This is a genomic window from Micromonospora sp. DT228, assembly GCF_049841595.1.
Lineage (GTDB): Bacteria > Actinomycetota > Actinomycetes > Mycobacteriales > Micromonosporaceae > Micromonospora.
The window spans coordinates 385,548-402,280 of record NZ_JBNCKO010000002.1 but is presented as its reverse complement, the minus strand read 5'-3'; the positions used below and the strand labels follow the sequence as shown (position 1 = coordinate 402,280).

The 16,733-nt window shown below is 73.2% G+C and carries 14 protein-coding genes; 3 read left to right on the top strand and 11 right to left on the bottom strand.

From position 1 onward, the window contains the following. Positions 1-73 precede the first annotated feature (73 nt). Complete coding sequence (ddaH, locus tag ACLQ29_RS05160) at positions 74-889, top strand: dimethylargininase (RefSeq protein WP_425770763.1); 816 nt, start codon at positions 74-76, stop codon at positions 887-889. Beyond that, positions 889-2,103, top strand: a complete 1,215-nt coding sequence (gene rocD / locus ACLQ29_RS05155) for an ornithine--oxo-acid transaminase (RefSeq protein ID WP_425770762.1) — start codon at positions 889-891, stop codon at positions 2,101-2,103. The genes ddaH and rocD overlap by 1 nt, the downstream gene beginning before the upstream one ends. Before the next feature lie 102 nt (positions 2,104-2,205). Here rocD and ACLQ29_RS05150 read toward each other — a convergent pair whose 3' ends face one another. The 8 genes from ACLQ29_RS05150 to ACLQ29_RS05115 form a co-directional block, all read right to left on the bottom strand. Further along, positions 2,206-3,360 carry an FHA domain-containing protein gene (locus tag ACLQ29_RS05150; RefSeq protein WP_425770444.1) on the bottom strand — a complete coding sequence of 385 codons (1,155 nt, stop codon included), beginning with the start codon at positions 3,358-3,360 and terminating at the stop codon, positions 2,206-2,208. Beyond that, positions 3,357-3,650, bottom strand: coding sequence for a 4a-hydroxytetrahydrobiopterin dehydratase (locus ACLQ29_RS05145; RefSeq protein WP_425770443.1), 294 nt, complete (start codon positions 3,648-3,650; stop codon positions 3,357-3,359). Before ACLQ29_RS05145 ends, ACLQ29_RS05150 begins: the two co-directional genes overlap by 4 nt. 61 nt (positions 3,651-3,711) lie before the next feature. After that, positions 3,712-3,972, bottom strand: coding sequence for a MafI family immunity protein (locus tag ACLQ29_RS05140; protein WP_425770442.1), 261 nt, complete (start codon positions 3,970-3,972; stop codon positions 3,712-3,714). Between the two features lie 208 nt (positions 3,973-4,180). Next, positions 4,181-5,230 (bottom strand): fatty acid desaturase family protein, encoded by a 1,050-nt coding sequence (locus ACLQ29_RS05135; protein ID WP_425770441.1) that lies wholly within the window; start codon positions 5,228-5,230, stop codon positions 4,181-4,183. 137 nt (positions 5,231-5,367) lie between these two features. Next, on the bottom strand, positions 5,368-8,961 hold the full coding sequence (locus ACLQ29_RS05130) for an SCO7613 C-terminal domain-containing membrane protein (RefSeq protein WP_425770439.1): 3,594 nt from the start codon (positions 8,959-8,961) through the stop codon (positions 5,368-5,370). A 48-nt stretch (positions 8,962-9,009) separates the two neighbouring features. Beyond that, complete coding sequence (gene cutA / locus ACLQ29_RS05125) at positions 9,010-9,330, bottom strand: divalent-cation tolerance protein CutA (protein ID WP_425770438.1); 321 nt, start codon at positions 9,328-9,330, stop codon at positions 9,010-9,012. 73 nt (positions 9,331-9,403) lie between these two features. Further along, on the bottom strand, positions 9,404-10,408 hold the full coding sequence (locus ACLQ29_RS05120) for a 1-acyl-sn-glycerol-3-phosphate acyltransferase (protein ID WP_425770436.1): 1,005 nt from the start codon (positions 10,406-10,408) through the stop codon (positions 9,404-9,406). Beyond that, a complete protein-coding gene (locus ACLQ29_RS05115; RefSeq protein ID WP_425758841.1) occupies positions 10,408-11,241 on the bottom strand; it encodes a patatin-like phospholipase family protein in 834 nt (277 codons plus the stop codon). Before ACLQ29_RS05115 ends, ACLQ29_RS05120 begins: the two co-directional genes overlap by 1 nt. Positions 11,242-11,406: 165 nt before the next feature. Between ACLQ29_RS05115 and ACLQ29_RS05110 the strand changes: the two genes are divergently transcribed. Further along, positions 11,407-12,870 (top strand): serine/threonine-protein kinase, encoded by a 1,464-nt coding sequence (locus ACLQ29_RS05110; protein ID WP_425770434.1) that lies wholly within the window; start codon positions 11,407-11,409, stop codon positions 12,868-12,870. 27 nt (positions 12,871-12,897) lie between these two features. Here the strand turns inward: ACLQ29_RS05110 and ACLQ29_RS05105 are convergent, their stop codons facing one another. The 3 genes from ACLQ29_RS05105 to ACLQ29_RS05095 all read right to left on the bottom strand — a co-directional run bounded on the left by ACLQ29_RS05105 (position 12,898) and on the right by ACLQ29_RS05095 (position 16,672). Then, complete coding sequence (locus ACLQ29_RS05105; RefSeq protein WP_425770761.1) at positions 12,898-13,953, bottom strand: glycosyltransferase family 4 protein; 1,056 nt, start codon at positions 13,951-13,953, stop codon at positions 12,898-12,900. 157 nt (positions 13,954-14,110) lie between these two features. Further along, entirely contained in the window at positions 14,111-14,782 is a 672-nt protein-coding gene (locus ACLQ29_RS05100) for a BON domain-containing protein (protein ID WP_425770433.1), read from the bottom strand. A 186-nt stretch (positions 14,783-14,968) separates the two neighbouring features. Further along, positions 14,969-16,672: a trypsin-like peptidase domain-containing protein gene (locus tag ACLQ29_RS05095; RefSeq protein ID WP_425770431.1), complete on the bottom strand. Its 1,704-nt coding sequence runs from the start codon at positions 16,670-16,672 to the stop codon at positions 14,969-14,971. Between the last annotated feature and the right edge of the window lie 61 nt (positions 16,673-16,733).

Below are 16,733 nucleotides of genomic sequence, written 5' to 3'. Positions count from 1 at the left end.
CGTTGAGCCACGGCGCCAGCCCGTGGGCCACGGTGGCCGGGCGCGCCCAACCCCTGGGAGCAGGACAATGACGATGGACGCCACCAGCCAGCGCCTGTTGATGTGCCGGCCGACGTACTTCGCCGTCGACTACGCGATCAACCCCTGGATGGACCCGAGCGGCCCGGTCGACGCGGCGCTCGCCGTCCGGCAGTGGGAGAAGCTCCGCCAGACGTACCTTGACCTGGGCCACACCGTCGAGGAGATCACTCCGGTGCCCGGCCTGCCCGACATGGTCTTCGCCGCCAACGGTGGCACCGTGATCGACGGCAAGGCGATGGCCGTGCAGTTCCGCGACCCGCAGCGCGCCGACGAGGCGCCGGCCTACCGGGCCTGGTTCGAGGACGCGGGCTTCGAGATGTACGACCCGAAGCACGTCAACGAGGGCGAGGGCGACGTCCTGCTGGCCGGCGACCACCTGCTGGCCGGCACCGGCTTCCGCACGGCGCACGCCTCGCACGCCCAGTTGCAGGAGGTCTTCGGCTACCCGGTGATCACCATGGAACTGGTCGACCCCCGCTTCTACCACCTGGACACCGCGCTGACCGTGCTCGACGAGCGGACCGTGGCGTACCTGCCGGAGGCGTTCTCTCCCGGCAGCCAGGCCGTGCTGCGCCGGCTCTTCCCCGATGCGGTGCACGCCACCATGGCCGACGCCGAGGTGCTGGGGCTGAACGCGGTGAGCGACGGACGGCACGTCGTGCTGCCCGCGCAGGCCACCGACCTGGCCGCCAAGCTGCGCGTCCGGGGCTACGAAACCATCGGTGTCGACCTCTCCGAGCTGCGTAAGGCCGGCGGCGGACCGAAGTGCTGCACGCTGCGACTCCGCCAGGGAAAGGCAAGCAAGTGATCGTGGATGACATCCTGCGTACGCCGGGAGCGGTCCGGGACGCCGAGCGTTGGACGGCGCACAACTACCACCCGCTGCCGGTGGTGATCTCGTCCGCCGAGGGCGCCTGGCTCACCGACGTGGACGGCAAGCGCTACCTGGACTGCCTGGCCGGCTACTCGGCGCTGAACTTCGGCCACCGGCACCCGCAGCTCATCGCCGCCGCGCACGCGCAACTGGACCGGCTCACGCTGACCAGCCGGGCATTCATCCACGACCAGTTCGCCGACTTCTGCCGGGAGCTGGCCGAGCTGTGCGGCAAGGACCTGGTGCTGCCGATGAACACCGGGGCCGAGGCCGTCGAGACCGGGATCAAGGTGGCCCGCAAGTGGGGCTACCAGGTCAAGGGCGTGCCCGCCGGCCAGGCCAACATCGTGGTCGCCGAGGGCAACTTCCACGGCCGGACCACCACCATCGTGAGCTTCTCCACCGACGAGGACGCGCGCGCCGACTTCGGGCCGTACACCCCGGGGTTCACGGTCGTGCCGTACGGCGACCTGGGCGCCCTGACGGCCGCGATCGACGAGAACACCGTGGCCGTGCTGTTGGAGCCGATCCAGGGCGAGCAGGGCGTGGTGGTGCCACCGGAGGGCTACCTGCCGGGCGTACGCCAGGTCTGCACCGACCGCGACGTGCTCTTCATCGCCGACGAGATCCAGTCCGGTCTGGGGCGTACCGGCAAGACCTTCGCCTGTGACCACGAGGGCGTCGTGCCCGACATGTACCTGCTCGGCAAGGCGCTCGGCGGCGGCATCATCCCGGTCTCCGCGGTGGCCGCGAACGCCGACGTGCTCGGTGTGCTCAAGCCCGGCCAGCACGGCTCCACCTTCGGCGGCAACCCGCTCGCCTGCGCGGTCGCCATCGAGGTGGTCCGGCTGCTGGCCACCGGCGAGTTCCAGCGCCGCTCGGCCGAGCTGGGTGAGCGGCTGCGGACCGGCCTGGAGGGACTGGTCGGCAAGGGCCTGGTCGGGGTACGCGTCCGTGGCCTGTGGGCCGGTCTGGACATCGACCCGGCGCTGATGAGCGGGCGGGAGGCGTGCGAGCGGCTCGCCGCCCGTGGTGTGCTCGCCAAGGACACCCACGGCTCCACCATCCGGCTCGCCCCGCCCCTGGTCATCACCAAAGAGGAGATCGACCTGGCGGTAACCACGCTCGCCGAGGTCCTAGCAGCCTGATCCGCCACCCCCTCGCGTTGATCATGGAGTTATTGCCCGCTGACGCGGCGTGTCGTGGCAATAACTCCATGATCAACCAGGGTTGGCGCGCTGCGGGCGGGGTCAGGGGCGGGGTAGGCGCATCGCCATTGTCGGTGCCTCGGCCATCACCGAGGTAGGGGTGAACGGGGCGCCGGTCGGCAACTCCTCGGCACGGCCGATCTGCACCCCGGGGTACAGCTCTACCATGTCGTTCTCACCGAGCACCCGGGACTGCTGCGGGGCCAGGGGAACACGGTCCGACTCGGTCATCGAGCCGGCCGGTCGGATGCCGGACCCGTTGGTGCTGACGTCGGTCACGATGACCTCGCCGACCCGCAGCTCGAACTGGACGTGACCACGGCTGATCCACCGCCGGGCCTCGTCGTTGAGCCAATGACCGAGCATGATCCCGCCGTCCTGCTCGGGCGCCCGGCCGGCCACGATCGGCTGCTCCTCGGTGAGCACGAACCGCCGCCGGACCAGGCCGCCGACGCGCACCGCGAGCACCTCGCTCCGGGGCCGGGGGCCGCCGTCGCCGAGGCGTACCCCGTGTCGGGGGCAGGTCGGCACGCCGTTGCGCAGCGCGGGCGGTGGCTGCGCGGCCGGGCTGCGGTCGGCACCCCCGGCCAGGTCGGCGAACGCGCCACCCCCACCACCGCCGCCGAACAGCGCGCAACCCGACTCCGGGCAGCGCCACTGTCGGGCCAGCAGCTTCGCCCCGGTCGGCGAGCGCTTGCCGGCGACCGGCGCGTGCCCGCCGCCGACGTGCGCGATGAACACCGGTCCGCCGGCGCCCGGCACCGGGGCCACCACCCGACCGGGCTGCTCGACCAGCCACGGGAACCGCCCGCGCAGCCCGTCGAAGCGGACCCGACTGAGCACCGGCAGACCGAGCAGGTCGGCCACCTCCAACATCCGGTCACCCGGATTGTCGAGCACCTCGACGAGCCCGTCGTCGGCCCAGCGCCGCACCACCATCCGCTCGTTGGACGTCAGGTCGGCGTCGGAGAGCAGCGCCCGGTGTACGACCGCGTAGACTTGGACGCTGTCCTCCTCCAACTCGCGGGAGAGCGCGTCGATGACCATGCCGAGTCGCAGCAGACTGGCCGGCCGGCCGCCGTCGATGTCCTGGTAGCGGATCACCTCGGCCAGGTCGAGCACCGCCCGGGCCAGCGACGGATCCGTGCAGACCCGACCCTCGATGGCATCCAGAACCTTGCTGATCTCGAATCTCATGCCGCACTCCGGACGATGTCGTCGATTCGCCGAGCCAGCTCGATGTCCCGGCGGGTGACCCCACCGGCCGAGTGCGTGACACAGCGGAAGGTCAGGGTCCGCCATCGGATGTCGATGTCGGGATGGTGGTCAAGCTCCTCGGCCACCACCGCCACCCGGTCCACCACCGCGATGGCGGCCGGGAAACTGCCGAGCTGGGCCGTACGACCGATGCCGGTCGGGTCACCCGACCAGTCGGGCAACCGGCCCAGCTCTTCTCGCACCGCGTCCGCGGTGAGCAGGTCTGCCATGAGCAGACCCTACCGGTGGCGCGGCCGACGAGCCGGACACGCCACCGGCGGAGGTCGGGGCCTAGTCTTCGACGAGTTCGTCGAGTCGGGTAATTGAGTTCAACGTGCCCAATTCTCGAGCCGCCGCCACGAGGCGGTCGTGGTAGGCCGAGGTGATGGGGAGTGAATCCTCGAAGATCCAGGAGCACATCGTGTCGAATGCCAACTCTTCCTCGCCCACGCTCATCAGATGACGGACATCCGCGACAACTTCCTCCGACGTCAGGGGAGAATCCTTGAGCAGTTGGGAGACGAGATGCCGTAGGTACAGGTAATGCTCCACGCCATCCTCCTGCCGTCACTTCAGGACAGTCAACTCAGCCGGTCGACCAGCTCACTCGGATTGGGACCACACCAGCAGGCGACCAGCGGATTCGCGAAGCAAGCCCCGATCGACCATGGCTACCGGATGTGTCAGCCAGAAACACATCGGTGGGGCGGCATCTGACGATGCCGCCCCACCGATCAAACCTCACGTCCGTCGGCCCCGATCAGCCGCGCAGGGGCCGGCCCACCTCGTGCAGGTGACCGAGCGCCTGCCGGTACGACTCGATCAGCCCGGTCTCGGCGTACGGGATGCCCTGCTCGGCGCAGTAGGCCCGCACGATCGGCTGGGCCCGGCGCAGGTTGGCGCGCGGCATGTTCGGGAAGAGGTGGTGCTCGATCTGGTAGTTGAGCCCGCCCAGCGTGGTGTCCACCAGGCGGCTGCCCCGCACGTTGCGGGAGGTCAGCACCTGCTTACGCAGGAAGTCCAGCTCGTCCTCGGCGGTCGGCATCGGCATGCCCTTGTGGTTCGGGGCGAACGCGCAGCCCATGTAGAGGCCCCACAGCGCCTGGTGCACGACGGCGAAGAGCAGCGCCTTGACCGGCGACATGACCGCCAACAGCAACGCCACGTAGCCGACGGTGTGCGCGACGAGCAGCGCGGCCTCGATCGCCCGGTGCCGCATCGGGACGGTGTACTTGCCGTCCTCCCGGCCGACGATCGCCCGGATGCCCGACACGTGCAGGTTCAGACCTTCCAGCAGGAGCATCGGGAAGAAGAGGTACGCCTGCCGCTTGGCCAGCCAACGCCCGATCCCACGGGTCTCCTGCGCCTGCTCGTGCGTCCACACCAGGGCGCCCGCGCCGACGTCCGGGTCCTCGTCCTCGTGGTTCGGGTTGGCGTGGTGCCGGTTGTGCTTGTCGACCCACCAGCCGTAGCTGAGCCCCACCGCCACGTTGCCGGCGATCAGTCCCACCAGCTCACTGGGGCCACGCCGACGGAACATCTGTCGGTGCCCGGCGTCGTGCCCGAGGAACGCGACCTGGGTGGTGGCCACCGCCATCACCGCCGCGAGCGGTAGCTGCCACCAGGAGTCGCCGAGCAGGAAGACGGCGATCCAACCGGCCACGAAGCCGCCGAGGGTGAGCGTGATGCGGGTGACGTACCAACCGGGGCGCCGCTCCAGCAGGCCCGCCTGGCTGATCCGCCGGGACAACTGTGCGTAGTCACTGCCTCGCCGTCGTACCGGCGGTTCCGCCACCGCTCCGAGCGCCATTGCTGCTCCCGATCCGCTTGTGCCTGAACCGGTGCGGCTCGGGCCTGTTGTCAATTGTCCGGGTCAGCAGTAGCGCTGAGTAACCCTGACAACCCCCGAATCGGGGGTAGGGCGGGCACTACCCCCGACGGTGCGGCTCAGCCCAGCCGGGCCACCGTGGCCCGCAATCGAGCAAGATCACGCCGCCGCCGCTCGTAGGTGGCGGCCAGCCCGACCAGCGCCAGCCCGCCCACACCGAGGTAGATCCACCGGGGCAGCAGGTCCCAACCTCGCGCCACCTCGTGCAACGCCAACAGCGCCAGCGCGCCACCGCCGAGCAGCACCGGCGCCTGCCATCTGCGGGTGGCGCCGGCCAACACCGCGCCCAGGGCCGCCGCGCCGAGGAACAGTCGCCGCCACGGCTGCGGATCCGCCCCGGCCAGCACCGACACGAGGCTCGGGAGCAGCGCCGCGACCAGCCCCGGGCCGAGGGCCGGCCAGCTGGTCAGCCCCGGCCGGGTGCGCAGCGCCAGCAGACCCGCGCCGAGGGCGAGCGCCGAGGCCGGCAGGGTGTACGCCTCCAGCACTGTCACGCCGCCGGCGGCGAGCAGCACCCACGCCCCGAGCAACTCGCTGCCGGCGGCGATGCCGGCGAACGCCCACCGCCGACCGACCGGCTCACCCCGGCGCAGCAGCCGCAGCGCGACGGCCACGCCCCAGAGCACACAGACGGTGGCGAGATGCCGCGCCACCTCGACGGCGAGCACCGCCGCCACGAGCGCGACCGCCTGCGCGGCAGCGTCCAGCACCCGCCCGACCCGGGCCCGCGACGAGGTCGCCGCGGCGACGGCCAGCACCAGCGCGGCCACCGCCAGCAGCGGATACGCCGCCGCCCGCAGCGGCAACCCACCGGCGAGCGGTGCGGTCACCGCCAGCGCGGACGCCGCCCCCACCGCGGCCAGACAACCCGTGACACGTACCTCGACCACGCGCGCCCCGACGGCGACGACGACCGCCGCCACCAGCAGCACCCCCTGGGCGGCGAGCGTGCCGGCTCGGGTGGCCAGCAGCCCCGCCACACCGGACGCGGTCAGCACCACCCCCACCGGCACGAGGACCGGTGCGAGCGCCGGGCGCGCGGCAAGCGCCGCGAACAGCAGTGGGGCCAACCCGGCGAGCAGGACAGCCGCCGGTAGCACCGGCCAGGGCGTGCCGATCGCGACGAGCAGCACCGGCAGGGCGGCCGCGACGAACGGCAGCGCGGGCAGCACCCGTGGGCGGACCCGCCGACCGGCCAGCGTGACGGCCACCGCCAGCACGGCCAGCGCCAACCCGCGAGCAAGCGCCGTCGGGTCGGCGACGATCGTGGGCACACCCGACCACACCCGATCCCGATCGCCGTACGGCGACACGAACGCGGTCAGCACCGTCGGCAGGGCCGCCAGGACCGCGACCACCGCAAGTACGCCACCCGCCGCCACCGGCACGCCCCGCCGGGTGGGCTCCCGCTCGCCGGCCGCCGGCCGGTCCCACCGGTCGACGAGCGCGACGCCCAGCGCTGCCAGCGCGGCGTACAGCGGAAGTGACTCGTTCCCCGCCCCGACGAGCGGCGTGAGTCCGGGCACGGTCACCGCGACCACGGCGCCGGTCACCGCGTACCCGGTCAGCTCCATCCGGTGGCGACGCGCCGCGAGCACCGCGACCAGCGGCAGCCCGGCGGCGACAAGTGCCAGCCGCGCCTGCCACCAGGTGGGCGCACCCGCGGCGAACAGCGCCACGGCGGCGACCCCGGGGAGCGCGAGCTGCGCGACCAGCAGCCCCACGCCGGCCACCTGCCGGTACGGCCCGACGCCCGGTCGTACGGCCAGGGCCAGCCCGACCACGGCGATGCTGCCGAGCGCCACCAGGGCGCCGGTCGGGGTGGCCAGGGCGACGAGCAACCCGTGCCCGAGCAGAACAGCGCCGCCGAGCGCGCGGGTGCGCAGCGCGGCCGGGCGGCTCTCCGGGCGGGCCAGCACGGCGACAAGCAGCGCGACCCCACCGATCAGGTCGACGGCCACCACCGCCGGCCAGGGTGCCGCCCAGCCGACGGGCAGGGCGAGCAGCGCCGCCACCGCGCCGACCAGGGCGAGCACCGCTCGCGCCCTGCGGGGCAGCAGCAGCACGGTCGCGCCGAGCGCCACCACCACGGCGGGTGCGAGCTGCCAACCCCAGTCCAGGTCCGGGCCCGTTGCGGCCCCGCGCCACGGCGGCAGCGAGCGGCTCACGGCCGCCACCGCGAGCACGGCGGTGATCAGCGCGGCCACCTGGGCCGTGCCGGCCGCGACCAGCAGCGCACCGGCGCGCGGCCCGCTCCGCCAACCCCCGACGCCCACCACCCCCGACCCGAGGGCGGCGGAAGGCCCCCGCCCGGACGCCTCCGGCCCGACCACGCCCGGCGACTCCGATTCCGCCACGCCCGGCGACTCCCGCACCGGCAGCTCCGCCACGCCCGGCGACTCCCGCACCGGCAGCTCCGCCACGCCCGGCGACTCCCGCACCGGCAGCTCCGCCGCACCCGGCAGCAGCCGCACCGCACCGGCCAGCACGAGGGCCACCGTCGCCGCCGCGATCAGCAGCAGTGACGGCCGCAGCTCGACCACCGGGCGCAGCAGCGCGGCGGCGAGCACCGGCACCAGCAACCCGCCGGCCACCGCCCGCAGCGCCGGTCCACCGACAAACCAGGCCGCGCCGACCCCGGTAAGCGCGACGAGCAACAACGGCAACCCGGCCAGCAGCGGCGAACCCGCCGCCCGCCCGACGGCAAGCGGCACCAGGGCACAACTCGCGGCACCGACGAGCGTGGTCACCAGACCGACCGCCGCGAACACCCGGCCGACCAGCAGGGCCACGCCGTCCCGGCCGCGCAGCGCGACAAGCACGGCCAGGTCCAGCAACGCCACGGCGAGCAGGACCAGCGCCCATCCGGCCGCACCCGGCTCGGCCTCGACGGCCAACAGCGGCACCACCGGCTGGGCGGCCAGCAGGGCGGCGAACCAGGGGCCGGTCAACCTGCTCCACCGGCCGTACGCCACGGCGACCGCCGCGCTGGCCCCCCCGACCAGCGCGGCGTACCGGCTGCCGGGCCAGCCGGCCACCCCGGCCAGGTTCACCGACCAGGCCGCGTAACCGTCCAGCAGCACCAACAGCAACCCGACGGCGGCGAACGTCTCCGCCGTGCCGCGCAGCCCTCGACGGACCGCCAGCAGCGGTACGGCCAGCATGAGCGCGGTGAACGCGGCCAGGATCAACGCCCGTCCACCGACCCCCACCGCCGCCCACGCCACCGCGGTGAACACCACCGCCGCGGTGCCCAGCAACAGTCCACCGAGGACGAAGAGCAGACCCTGGACAGTCCGGGTGGAGGCCTCCGCCGCACCCGGTGCCGCACCCACCGGTGCGCCTGGGCGGTCGACCGGAAGCGGCCCGACGACAGGCGTGGGGCGCGCCGCCGCTGCCACCGGAACGGCCAACCCGGCGCGGACGACCGCAGCCAACTCGGCCCGCCGCCTCGACGTGGCCGACAGGCGTCCCGCCAGCTCGGTGTAGGCGAGACGGGCCCGCTCCACCTCCGGCTCAAGCTGGGCTACCTCTCGGCCCAACCGGAACACCTCGGCGGCGATCGGGTCCGGCGCGCGCCGGCAGCCAGTACAGCCGGTGCTCAGGCCGGCGGGAGCGCCACAGGCCGGGCAGGGATATCCGGTGTCATCCACCCGGTCATCATCGTCAGCCGACCCGGGCACGGCCCAGAGTCCGCGTACTCAGGGTCGGGTGTGCTCGAACACCCAGGTCGCGTACGCGGGGTCGCCGCTGTCCACTCTGGACATCAGGATCTCCGGCACCTCGTACGGATGGCTGACCCGGATCTGATCCACCAACGCGGCCAACCGGTCCGGTGCGGTCTTGAACTGCACCGACCACTCGGAGCTGGTCTCCACGCCGGACCGCCACCAGTAGGTGCTGTCCACCTGACCGCCCACCTGTGCACAGGCGGCGAGCCGACCGGCAACGGCCGCGGCCGCCAGCACGTCGGCGACCGAACGCGCATCCACCACCGTCGTCACCACGCAGATCTGATCCACGCCCGCACCCTACGCGGCGCCATCCCTTCGAGCCGGCTTTTCGCTTCCGACCGCGAGGCCGCGCGGCGCACGCTCATCGATTCGCCGCGATCCAGGCGTCGATCTGCGCCCACCAGTCGAACAGCCAGTCGATGCGCTGCTGCCGTCCGGCCGGCACGTCCTCCGGCGGCACCGACCAGAACCGCATCACGATCTGCTTGTCCATCGGCAGTTCCCGCCACACGTCGGCGACGGTGAGCATCCGGTCCAGCCCGGTGTGGGCGACGAAGATGACCCCGGCGTCCGGGGCGGCGTCGAGCGCGGCGAGCATCCCGCCGGGCTGCGGGGCGAGGACGTGCCGCATCCGCTCCGCGCGCAGGGCCATCCGCTCCAGGCCGAGGGAACGCAGCCGGGCGATGGCGCGCAGTCGCCGCTTGGGGGTGAAGTTTCCGCCCTCGGGAAAGATGACGAACGCGTCGTTGTCGTCCAGGCCCGCGGCCAGGTTGCCGACCTGGCGTACCGTCTCCTCGCCGCGCTCCGGCGTCGGCGCGATGAAGCGGTTGGGCAGCCGGTTGAGCAGCACGTCGATCGCCGGGTCCCACTGGAGGCTGTCCTTCAGGACGATCCGTGGCTCCCGTTTGAACCAGTTGACCAGGCCGTGGATCAGGATGAACGAGTCACCCGGCCCGGCGTGCCGGCAGAGCACCAGCTCCGGCCGGCCGGGCAGCGCGGTGTCGGGATCGGTGCCCACCACGTCGATACGCAACCGCAGTGTCCAGCGGGCCTGCCAGAACAGCACCCGCAGGAACCAGCCGGCCAGCACGTAGTGTGCGCGCTGGAAGGCCGGGGACCGCACCCGCCAGCCGAAACCGGAGACGACCCAGAGCACGAAGAGCGCGAGCAGCGCGGCGGCGTTCCAGACCAGGTAGACGCAGCCGATCCAGAGCAGCCGCAGCGGGCGCAACCGGCCCGGGACCAGCGGCGACGCTGCCGCGGCGAGGAATGCCCAGACCGGCAACGTGGTGACCACGACGAAGGCGAGCACCACCACGGCGGGGGCGAGCAGCAACCGGCGTAGCCACCTCGGGGGCAGCGGCATCACCGCTCCTGGTGGGTGGCGAGGTAGCGCCGGGAGGCGGTGTACGCCCGGCTGATCCGCCGCCCCACCGCCGCCATGTCCCGGTACGCCCACGGGGTGTCGTCGCGTGGGTTCAGCCCGCCGGTCGGCAGGACGTGCACCTCCACCCCCTCGGGCAGCGCGGCCATCTCCCGGAAGAAGCGGTGCCGGCGGGAGATCTCGAACGCGACCTGCGCGATCTCCCACGGCCGTCGGGGCGGCGTCAGCTCGCGTTCGATCCGACCCACCTGGAGGACGTAGATCCGACGGGCGCCGACGGCCACCGCCTCGCCGATCGGGATGGAGTTGACGATGCCGCCGTCCACGTAGTGCGCGCCGTTGATCTCCATGGGCGGGAGCAGGCCCGGCACCGACGCCGACGCCATCACCGCCGGCACCACCGGACCGCTGTCGAACCAGTGCTCGGCGGCCCGCTCGATGTGCGCGGCGCAGCAGCGGAACGGCACCCGCAGGTCGGCGAACGTGGTGTCCACCCCCAGCTCGGATTCGAGCAGCCGGCGCAGTGGCCGGGGCGAGTGCAGGTGGGTACGGGCGGCGAAACGACGCAACTGCCGGGCGACCGAGTCGCCGTACACCTCGCTCGCCTCTGGCGAGGCCCAGAGCCGGACCAGCCGGTCGGTCACCGCCTCCGACGGGTCGGCGGCGACAAGCGCGCCGTTCACCGCGCCGATCGAGGTGCCGAGCACCATGTCGGGCTGGATACCGGCGCGGAACAGCGCGCGCAGCATGCCCACCTCGACCGCGCCGAGCACTCCCCCGCCGCCGAGCACGAACGCCACAGGTCCCGCCGCCATGCCCCTCATCCTGGCACGGGCCCGCCGCCGACCGGCCGGCCGCCGTCGCCGGGCGGTCGGCGCACGCCAGACACCGCCCGGCGACCGGAGCCGGTGACGGCGTTGACAGGCCGCACGCATTCGCGCAACCTGATACCGCTCCCACCCCTGAGGCAGGTGCGATCGGTGAAGGCAGCACTGCATCCGGGCCGGTTGCTGGCCCAGAGATACCGACTTCTCGACCAGATCGGCGCCGGCGGCATGTCCGTGATCTGGCGTGCCCGCGACGAGGTGCTGGACCGGGTCGTCGCGCTCAAGGTGCTCGCCCCCTCGCTGGCCGCCGACGCGCGGTTCCGGGGCATGGTGCGGGATGAGGCGCGGGCGGCCGCCCAGTTGGTGCACCCCCATGTGACCTCGGTGCACGACTACGGCGAGACGGTCGCCCCGGACGGCTCGATCACCTCGTTCGTGGTGATGGAGCTGCTCAGCGGCGAGGAGTTGGAGCTGCGACTCACCGAGGGGCCGTTGCCGTGGGCCGAGGCGGTCCAGGTGGGCGCGCAGGTCGCCGACGCCCTGGCCGCCGCGCACCGACTCGGCATCGTGCACCGCGACATCACTCCGGCCAACGTGATGATGACCGGTTCGGGGGTCAAGGTCCTCGACTTCGGCATCGCCACGCGGATCGGCGCGCCCGACGAGGACGAGGACGGCGGGACCTTCGGCACCCCGGCGTACGTCGCCCCGGAACGGCTCGACGGCGCACCGGCCCAGCCGTCCACAGACGTGTACTCACTCGGCGTACTGCTGCACGAGGCGCTCACCGGCCGGGTCCCCTATCCGGCGGAGACCTGGGAGCAACTCAGCGCCGCGCTGGCCGACGGTCCGGCCCCGACGCTCGCCGAGCTGCCGGAGCTGCCCGCGGCGGTGGCCCGGATCTGCCTGCGCAGCCTCGCCCGGAACCCGGCGGACCGGCCGACCGCCCGTCAGGTCGCCACCACGCTTCGCGACCAGTTGGCGCCTGCCGACCCGCCACCCACGACCGTCCGGGTGCCCACCCGGCCCCTGCCGCCGCAGCCCGTGACCGTCGCGGCGGCGAACGGCGACACGGCGGCCGGCGGGACCCCCACCGGAGACACCGCCGCCGACGGGTCGCGCTGGTCGCGACGGCGACTGGCGCTGCTGCTGGTACCCGTGGTCCTGGTGGTCGCGATCGCGCTGATCGGCGTGGCCCTGCGGCCCGATCAGCAACCCACCCGGCAGGCGCAGCCCACGGCCGGCCCCGTGACGACTCCGACGACCGCGTCGCCGACCACCGCGCCGCCCGAGCCGACGACGGCACCGCCAACCCGGCCGAGGACCGCGGCGCCCACCTCGGACCCGACCACCCTCGTGGAGGCCGCCAACCGGGTCGACGAGCTGATCACGGCAGGGCTCGGCGCCGGCGAGATCCGCAGCGACGTCGGCCTCGACCTGCGCAACGAGCTACGCAACCTGACCGCCGCGGTCAGCTCCGGCCGCGACGAGCTGGCGCCACCGGTGGCCCGGCTGCGCAACAAGGTCGCGGTCCGCCTCGGCGAGGGTGGCATCAGTCCGGCGTACGCGCAGCGACTCGACGTCGCCATCGCCGAGCTGGGCATGGCCCGGGTCTGACCGCACGGCGACGCGCGGCGGTCCGGGTCAGCGGGCTGAGACCCCGGCCGACTCTCGTACGTCGTGACCGCCGGCGGCGAAGCGCCGGTAGATCTCCGCGTAGTCGTACGCCATCCGCTCGACCGAGAAGTTCCGCGCGACGTGCTCCACGCAGTCCTCCGGGTCGAGCTGCTGCGCCGCGCGCAGGGCCCCGACCAACTCCCCCGGGTGCGCGCAGGCCAGCCCGGTCACCCCGGGCCGGACCAGCTCCGGCACCGCACCCCGGTTGAGCGCGACCACAGGTGTCCCGGTCGCCATCGCCTCCAACATGACCATGCCGAACGGCTCGTCCCACTGGATCGGCATGATCAGGCAACGGGCGTCGACGAGCATCCGCAGCGTCGCCGCGCGGTCGGCGTTGAGCACGACTGTCACGTTCTCGTCGACCAGCGGGGCGACGACCTGCTCGTAGTAGCGGCGCTCGGCCGGCTCGTTGCACTTCCCGGCGAGCAGCAGGGGCAACCCGGCCTCCCGGCAGGCCTGGATGGCGACGTCGGGACCCTTGTCCGGGCTGAACCGGGCCAGCCACAGCACCGGTCCCCGGCCGGGCTCGGTCTTGCGCGGGAAGCCGCGGATGTCGAGCGCGTTGTGCACGGTGCCGGCCCAGGGCAGGTTCGGGTTCAGCCGGCGCTGGGCATGCGAGATCGCCACCAGGGCCACGTCCGAGTCGATCTCGCTGAGCACGTCGCCGTACTCCCCCACGGGGTTGCCGTGCACCGTCGCGACGGTCGGCACGGCCCGGCGGCCGGCGATCAGCGGGCCGATCGTGGTGTGGTCGTGGATGACGTCGAAGTCGGCCGCCGTGATCAGCCGGTTCACCCGGGCCAGGTGGGCAAGCTCGGGCAGTGACTCGCCGAGCCGCTCGTACTGGACGTCGGGCACGGTCGAGACGAAGCCGCCGGCGGCGGTGCCGTGGTGGCTGCCGGCGCCGAACAGGGTCACCGCGTGTCCCTGGCCGCTCAACGCGTCCACGAGCGCGGCGACGACCTGCTCAAGGCCGCCGTAACCGGGTGGCGGCACGGACAACCAGGGCGGAACCACCATCGCGATGCGCAGCGACCGCTCCGGAGGGCGGCCCGCAGGCGGGTGGTTCACGGCCACGAGTCCTCCCCGTTGATCTCCGGTACGACGTGACCGCCGACCGGCGTGGTCGGCGGCGGGTTCCCGGTGACGTCCCAGGTAAACCGGACACGGCGGACGCTCACCCGCCGACCAGGAGTTGGTCGTGCACCACCCGCACTCCCGGCGCAGACCAGGCGACCCGTTCGACCTGGTCGCGTTCCCACCAGGACCGGACCACCCCGGCGAGGACGAGCGTGTCGCCGTCCACCTCGACGGTCACCCGCTCGCCGCCGATCGTGCGGGCCAGCGCCCGCTGGACGTCCTGACGCACTCGATCAGCGACCGGCGGGGCCAGCGGCCGTACCTCGATCAGGTTGGTGATTCCCCGTACGCCGTCGAGCCGACGCACCTCCCCCTCGGCGGCCCGCCGCTGCCACCCGAACTCGACCTCACCGCGCAGCATCAGCCAGCCGTTGGCCACCGTCACGTCGAGCCGTTCGGCGGGCACGAAGCTGTCCCACTCCAGGGCACGGGAGGCGGCGATGGCGATCTCGCCGTCGGTACGCCCCGGCGTGCCGGGCAGCCGCACCTCGATCTCGTCGGCCACCGCCCGTACGCCACGAACCCGCTGGGCACATCGGGTCGCCGCCCAACCGCGGGCGGCACCGTCCACGTACCCGGTCAGGGTGACCACGCCCTCATCGACGCTCACGCCGATCTCGTTCGGTCGCAGTCTTGCGTCCCAGGCCAACTCCGCCAGGACGTCGCGTTGGATCCGCTCGTCGTCGCGGACGTCCACCACGTCGGTCATGGCACCCACCCCCGGTTCCGGTCGCCGAGACCCGCTTCCCGAAACCTGCCGGGCACACGGGTGACGGCGGTTCACCCGATCCGGGTGAACCGCCGTCCTGGGCGAGAAAAGCGCGGCGGGTGACGGAGCCGACCCCCTCGGCCCCGCCACCCGCCGCCGGAGGGAGGAAGCAGGTTCAGTTATCTGTCAGTTTGTTTCGGCGAGCGTCACGGACACCGACTTCTCGGCGCCGTTCCGCTTGAACTGCACCTCGACCCGGTCGCCGACCTTGCCGGCCTGCACCGCGCCGACCAGGTCGTCGGAGTCGTTCACCGGCTTGTCACCGAACCGGGTGACGACGTCGCCGCGTTGGAGGCCGGCCTTCTCGGCCGGGCTGCCCGAGGCGACCGACGCGACGAGCGCACCGCCGCCCTCGGCCTGGTTGACGCCCACGCCGAGCGACGGGTGGCTGACCTTCTCGCCGCGCTGGAGCTTGCCGGCGACGTCCTTTGCCTTGTTGCTGGGGATGGCGAACCCGACCCCGATGTTGCCGGTGCTCTGCCCGGAGGTCGCGATGGCGGTGTTGACGCCGATCACCTCACCCCTGGTGTTGACGAGCGCGCCGCCGGAGTTGCCCGGGTTGATCGGCGCGTCGGTCTGGAGCAGACCGGAGATCGAGCTGACCGGCTGGCTCTGCTGGGTCGGGTCCTGCTGCTGGCCCTCGCCGGCCCGGATGGTGCGGTCCCGGGCGCTGAGGATGCCCGAGGTCACCGAACCCTGCAGGCCGAGCGGGCTACCCAGGGCGAGCACCTGGTCGCCGACCTGCATGGCGTCGCTGTCGCCGAACTTGGCCGGCTTGAGGTTGGTGACCCCGTCGGCCTTGACCACGGCCAGGTCGGTCTTCGGGTCGGTGCCAATGATCTTCGCCGGTGCCTTCGTGCCGTCGGCGAAGACCACCTGGACGGTGTCACCGCTGGCGGAGGCGACCACGTGGTTGTTGGTGAGCACGTAGCCGTCGGCGGTGAGCACGACCCCGGAACCCTCGCCGCTGCCGGTGGTGATCGAGACGACGCTGTCCTGCACGGACGCGGCGATCTTCGGCAGGTCGGCGCTGTTGAGCACCGGCGCCGCGGTGTAGGTGCGGGTGACGCCGCCGCTGTCGCCGTCGAGAGCGAGGGCGAGGGCGCCACCGGCCACGCCGGAGCCCAGCATCAGCGCGAAGACCGCCACGCCGGCGCCGGCGAACTTGGCGATCCGGCCCGGGCGGGGACCGCTGCCGGGCGGCGCGACCTGCGGACCCCACGGCGGGACCGGTTGACCCGGGTGCTGTCCGGGGTGCTGGGCGTGCTGTCCGGGGTGCTGGGCGTGCTGCCCGGGGTGCTGCTGGTGCTGCCCGGGGTACTGCTGGTGCTGCGGGTACGCCATGCCCGGCTGTCCCCCGCCGGCCCAGCCGGACTGCTGGCCCGCGTACCAGGGAGCACCTGGGTACCGGCCGGCGTTCGGCTGCGGGTAGCCGGGCTGGCCGGGCGCGGGGTAGCCGGACTGACCGGGCTGACCGGACGCCGGGTAGCCGGAGACCGGGTACGGCGGCGCGGATGGGGTAGCGGCCGGCGGCTCGTACCCGGTCGGCTGCCCGGCGGCCGGCGGCGTGCTGGCGGGCTGCTCGCCGTAGCCGACGGGTGCGGCCTCGGTGACGGCGGTGGCCTCCGTGTCACGGGTGGTCGGCGTGTCACCCGTGGTCGGCGCGTCACCGGTGACCTGCGCGTCACCCGTGGTCGAGACGACCTGGACGGGAGTGGTCGGGGAGTCGGACTGCGCGCGCTCGTCGCGTGGCAGCTCGGCGGTGGGGTGCGACGGCTCGGCGTCGGTGGGGGCCGGCCGGCGCTGCGGGTCGGACTCGTACTCGGTCATGGCACTACCTTCTCCCTCGGCACTGCAATCAACCTGGAACCGTCCTGGAAGTTGGCTGAAA

Bases quoted from the DNA above. Each gene is read 5' to 3' on its own strand.
- ACLQ29_RS05150 (WP_425770444.1), bottom strand. From the start codon at position 3,360: ATGAGATTCGAGATCAGCAAGGTTCTGGATGCCATCGAGGGTCGGGTC.
- ACLQ29_RS05100 (WP_425770433.1), bottom strand. From the start codon at position 14,782: ATGACCGACGTGGTGGACGTCCGCGACGACGAGCGGATCCAACGCGAC.
- ACLQ29_RS05095 (WP_425770431.1), bottom strand. From the start codon at position 16,672: ATGACCGAGTACGAGTCCGACCCGCAGCGCCGGCCGGCCCCCACCGAC.
- ACLQ29_RS05135 (WP_425770441.1), bottom strand. From the start codon at position 5,230: ATGGCGCTCGGAGCGGTGGCGGAACCGCCGGTACGACGGCGAGGCAGT.
- ACLQ29_RS05120 (WP_425770436.1), bottom strand. From the start codon at position 10,408: ATGCCGCTGCCCCCGAGGTGGCTACGCCGGTTGCTGCTCGCCCCCGCC.
- ddaH (WP_425770763.1), top strand. From the start codon at position 74: ATGGACGCCACCAGCCAGCGCCTGTTGATGTGCCGGCCGACGTACTTC.
- ACLQ29_RS05145 (WP_425770443.1), bottom strand. From the start codon at position 3,650: ATGGCAGACCTGCTCACCGCGGACGCGGTGCGAGAAGAGCTGGGCCGG.
- ACLQ29_RS05105 (WP_425770761.1), bottom strand. From the start codon at position 13,953: ATGGTGGTTCCGCCCTGGTTGTCCGTGCCGCCACCCGGTTACGGCGGC.
- ACLQ29_RS05115 (WP_425758841.1), bottom strand. From the start codon at position 11,241: ATGGCGGCGGGACCTGTGGCGTTCGTGCTCGGCGGCGGGGGAGTGCTC.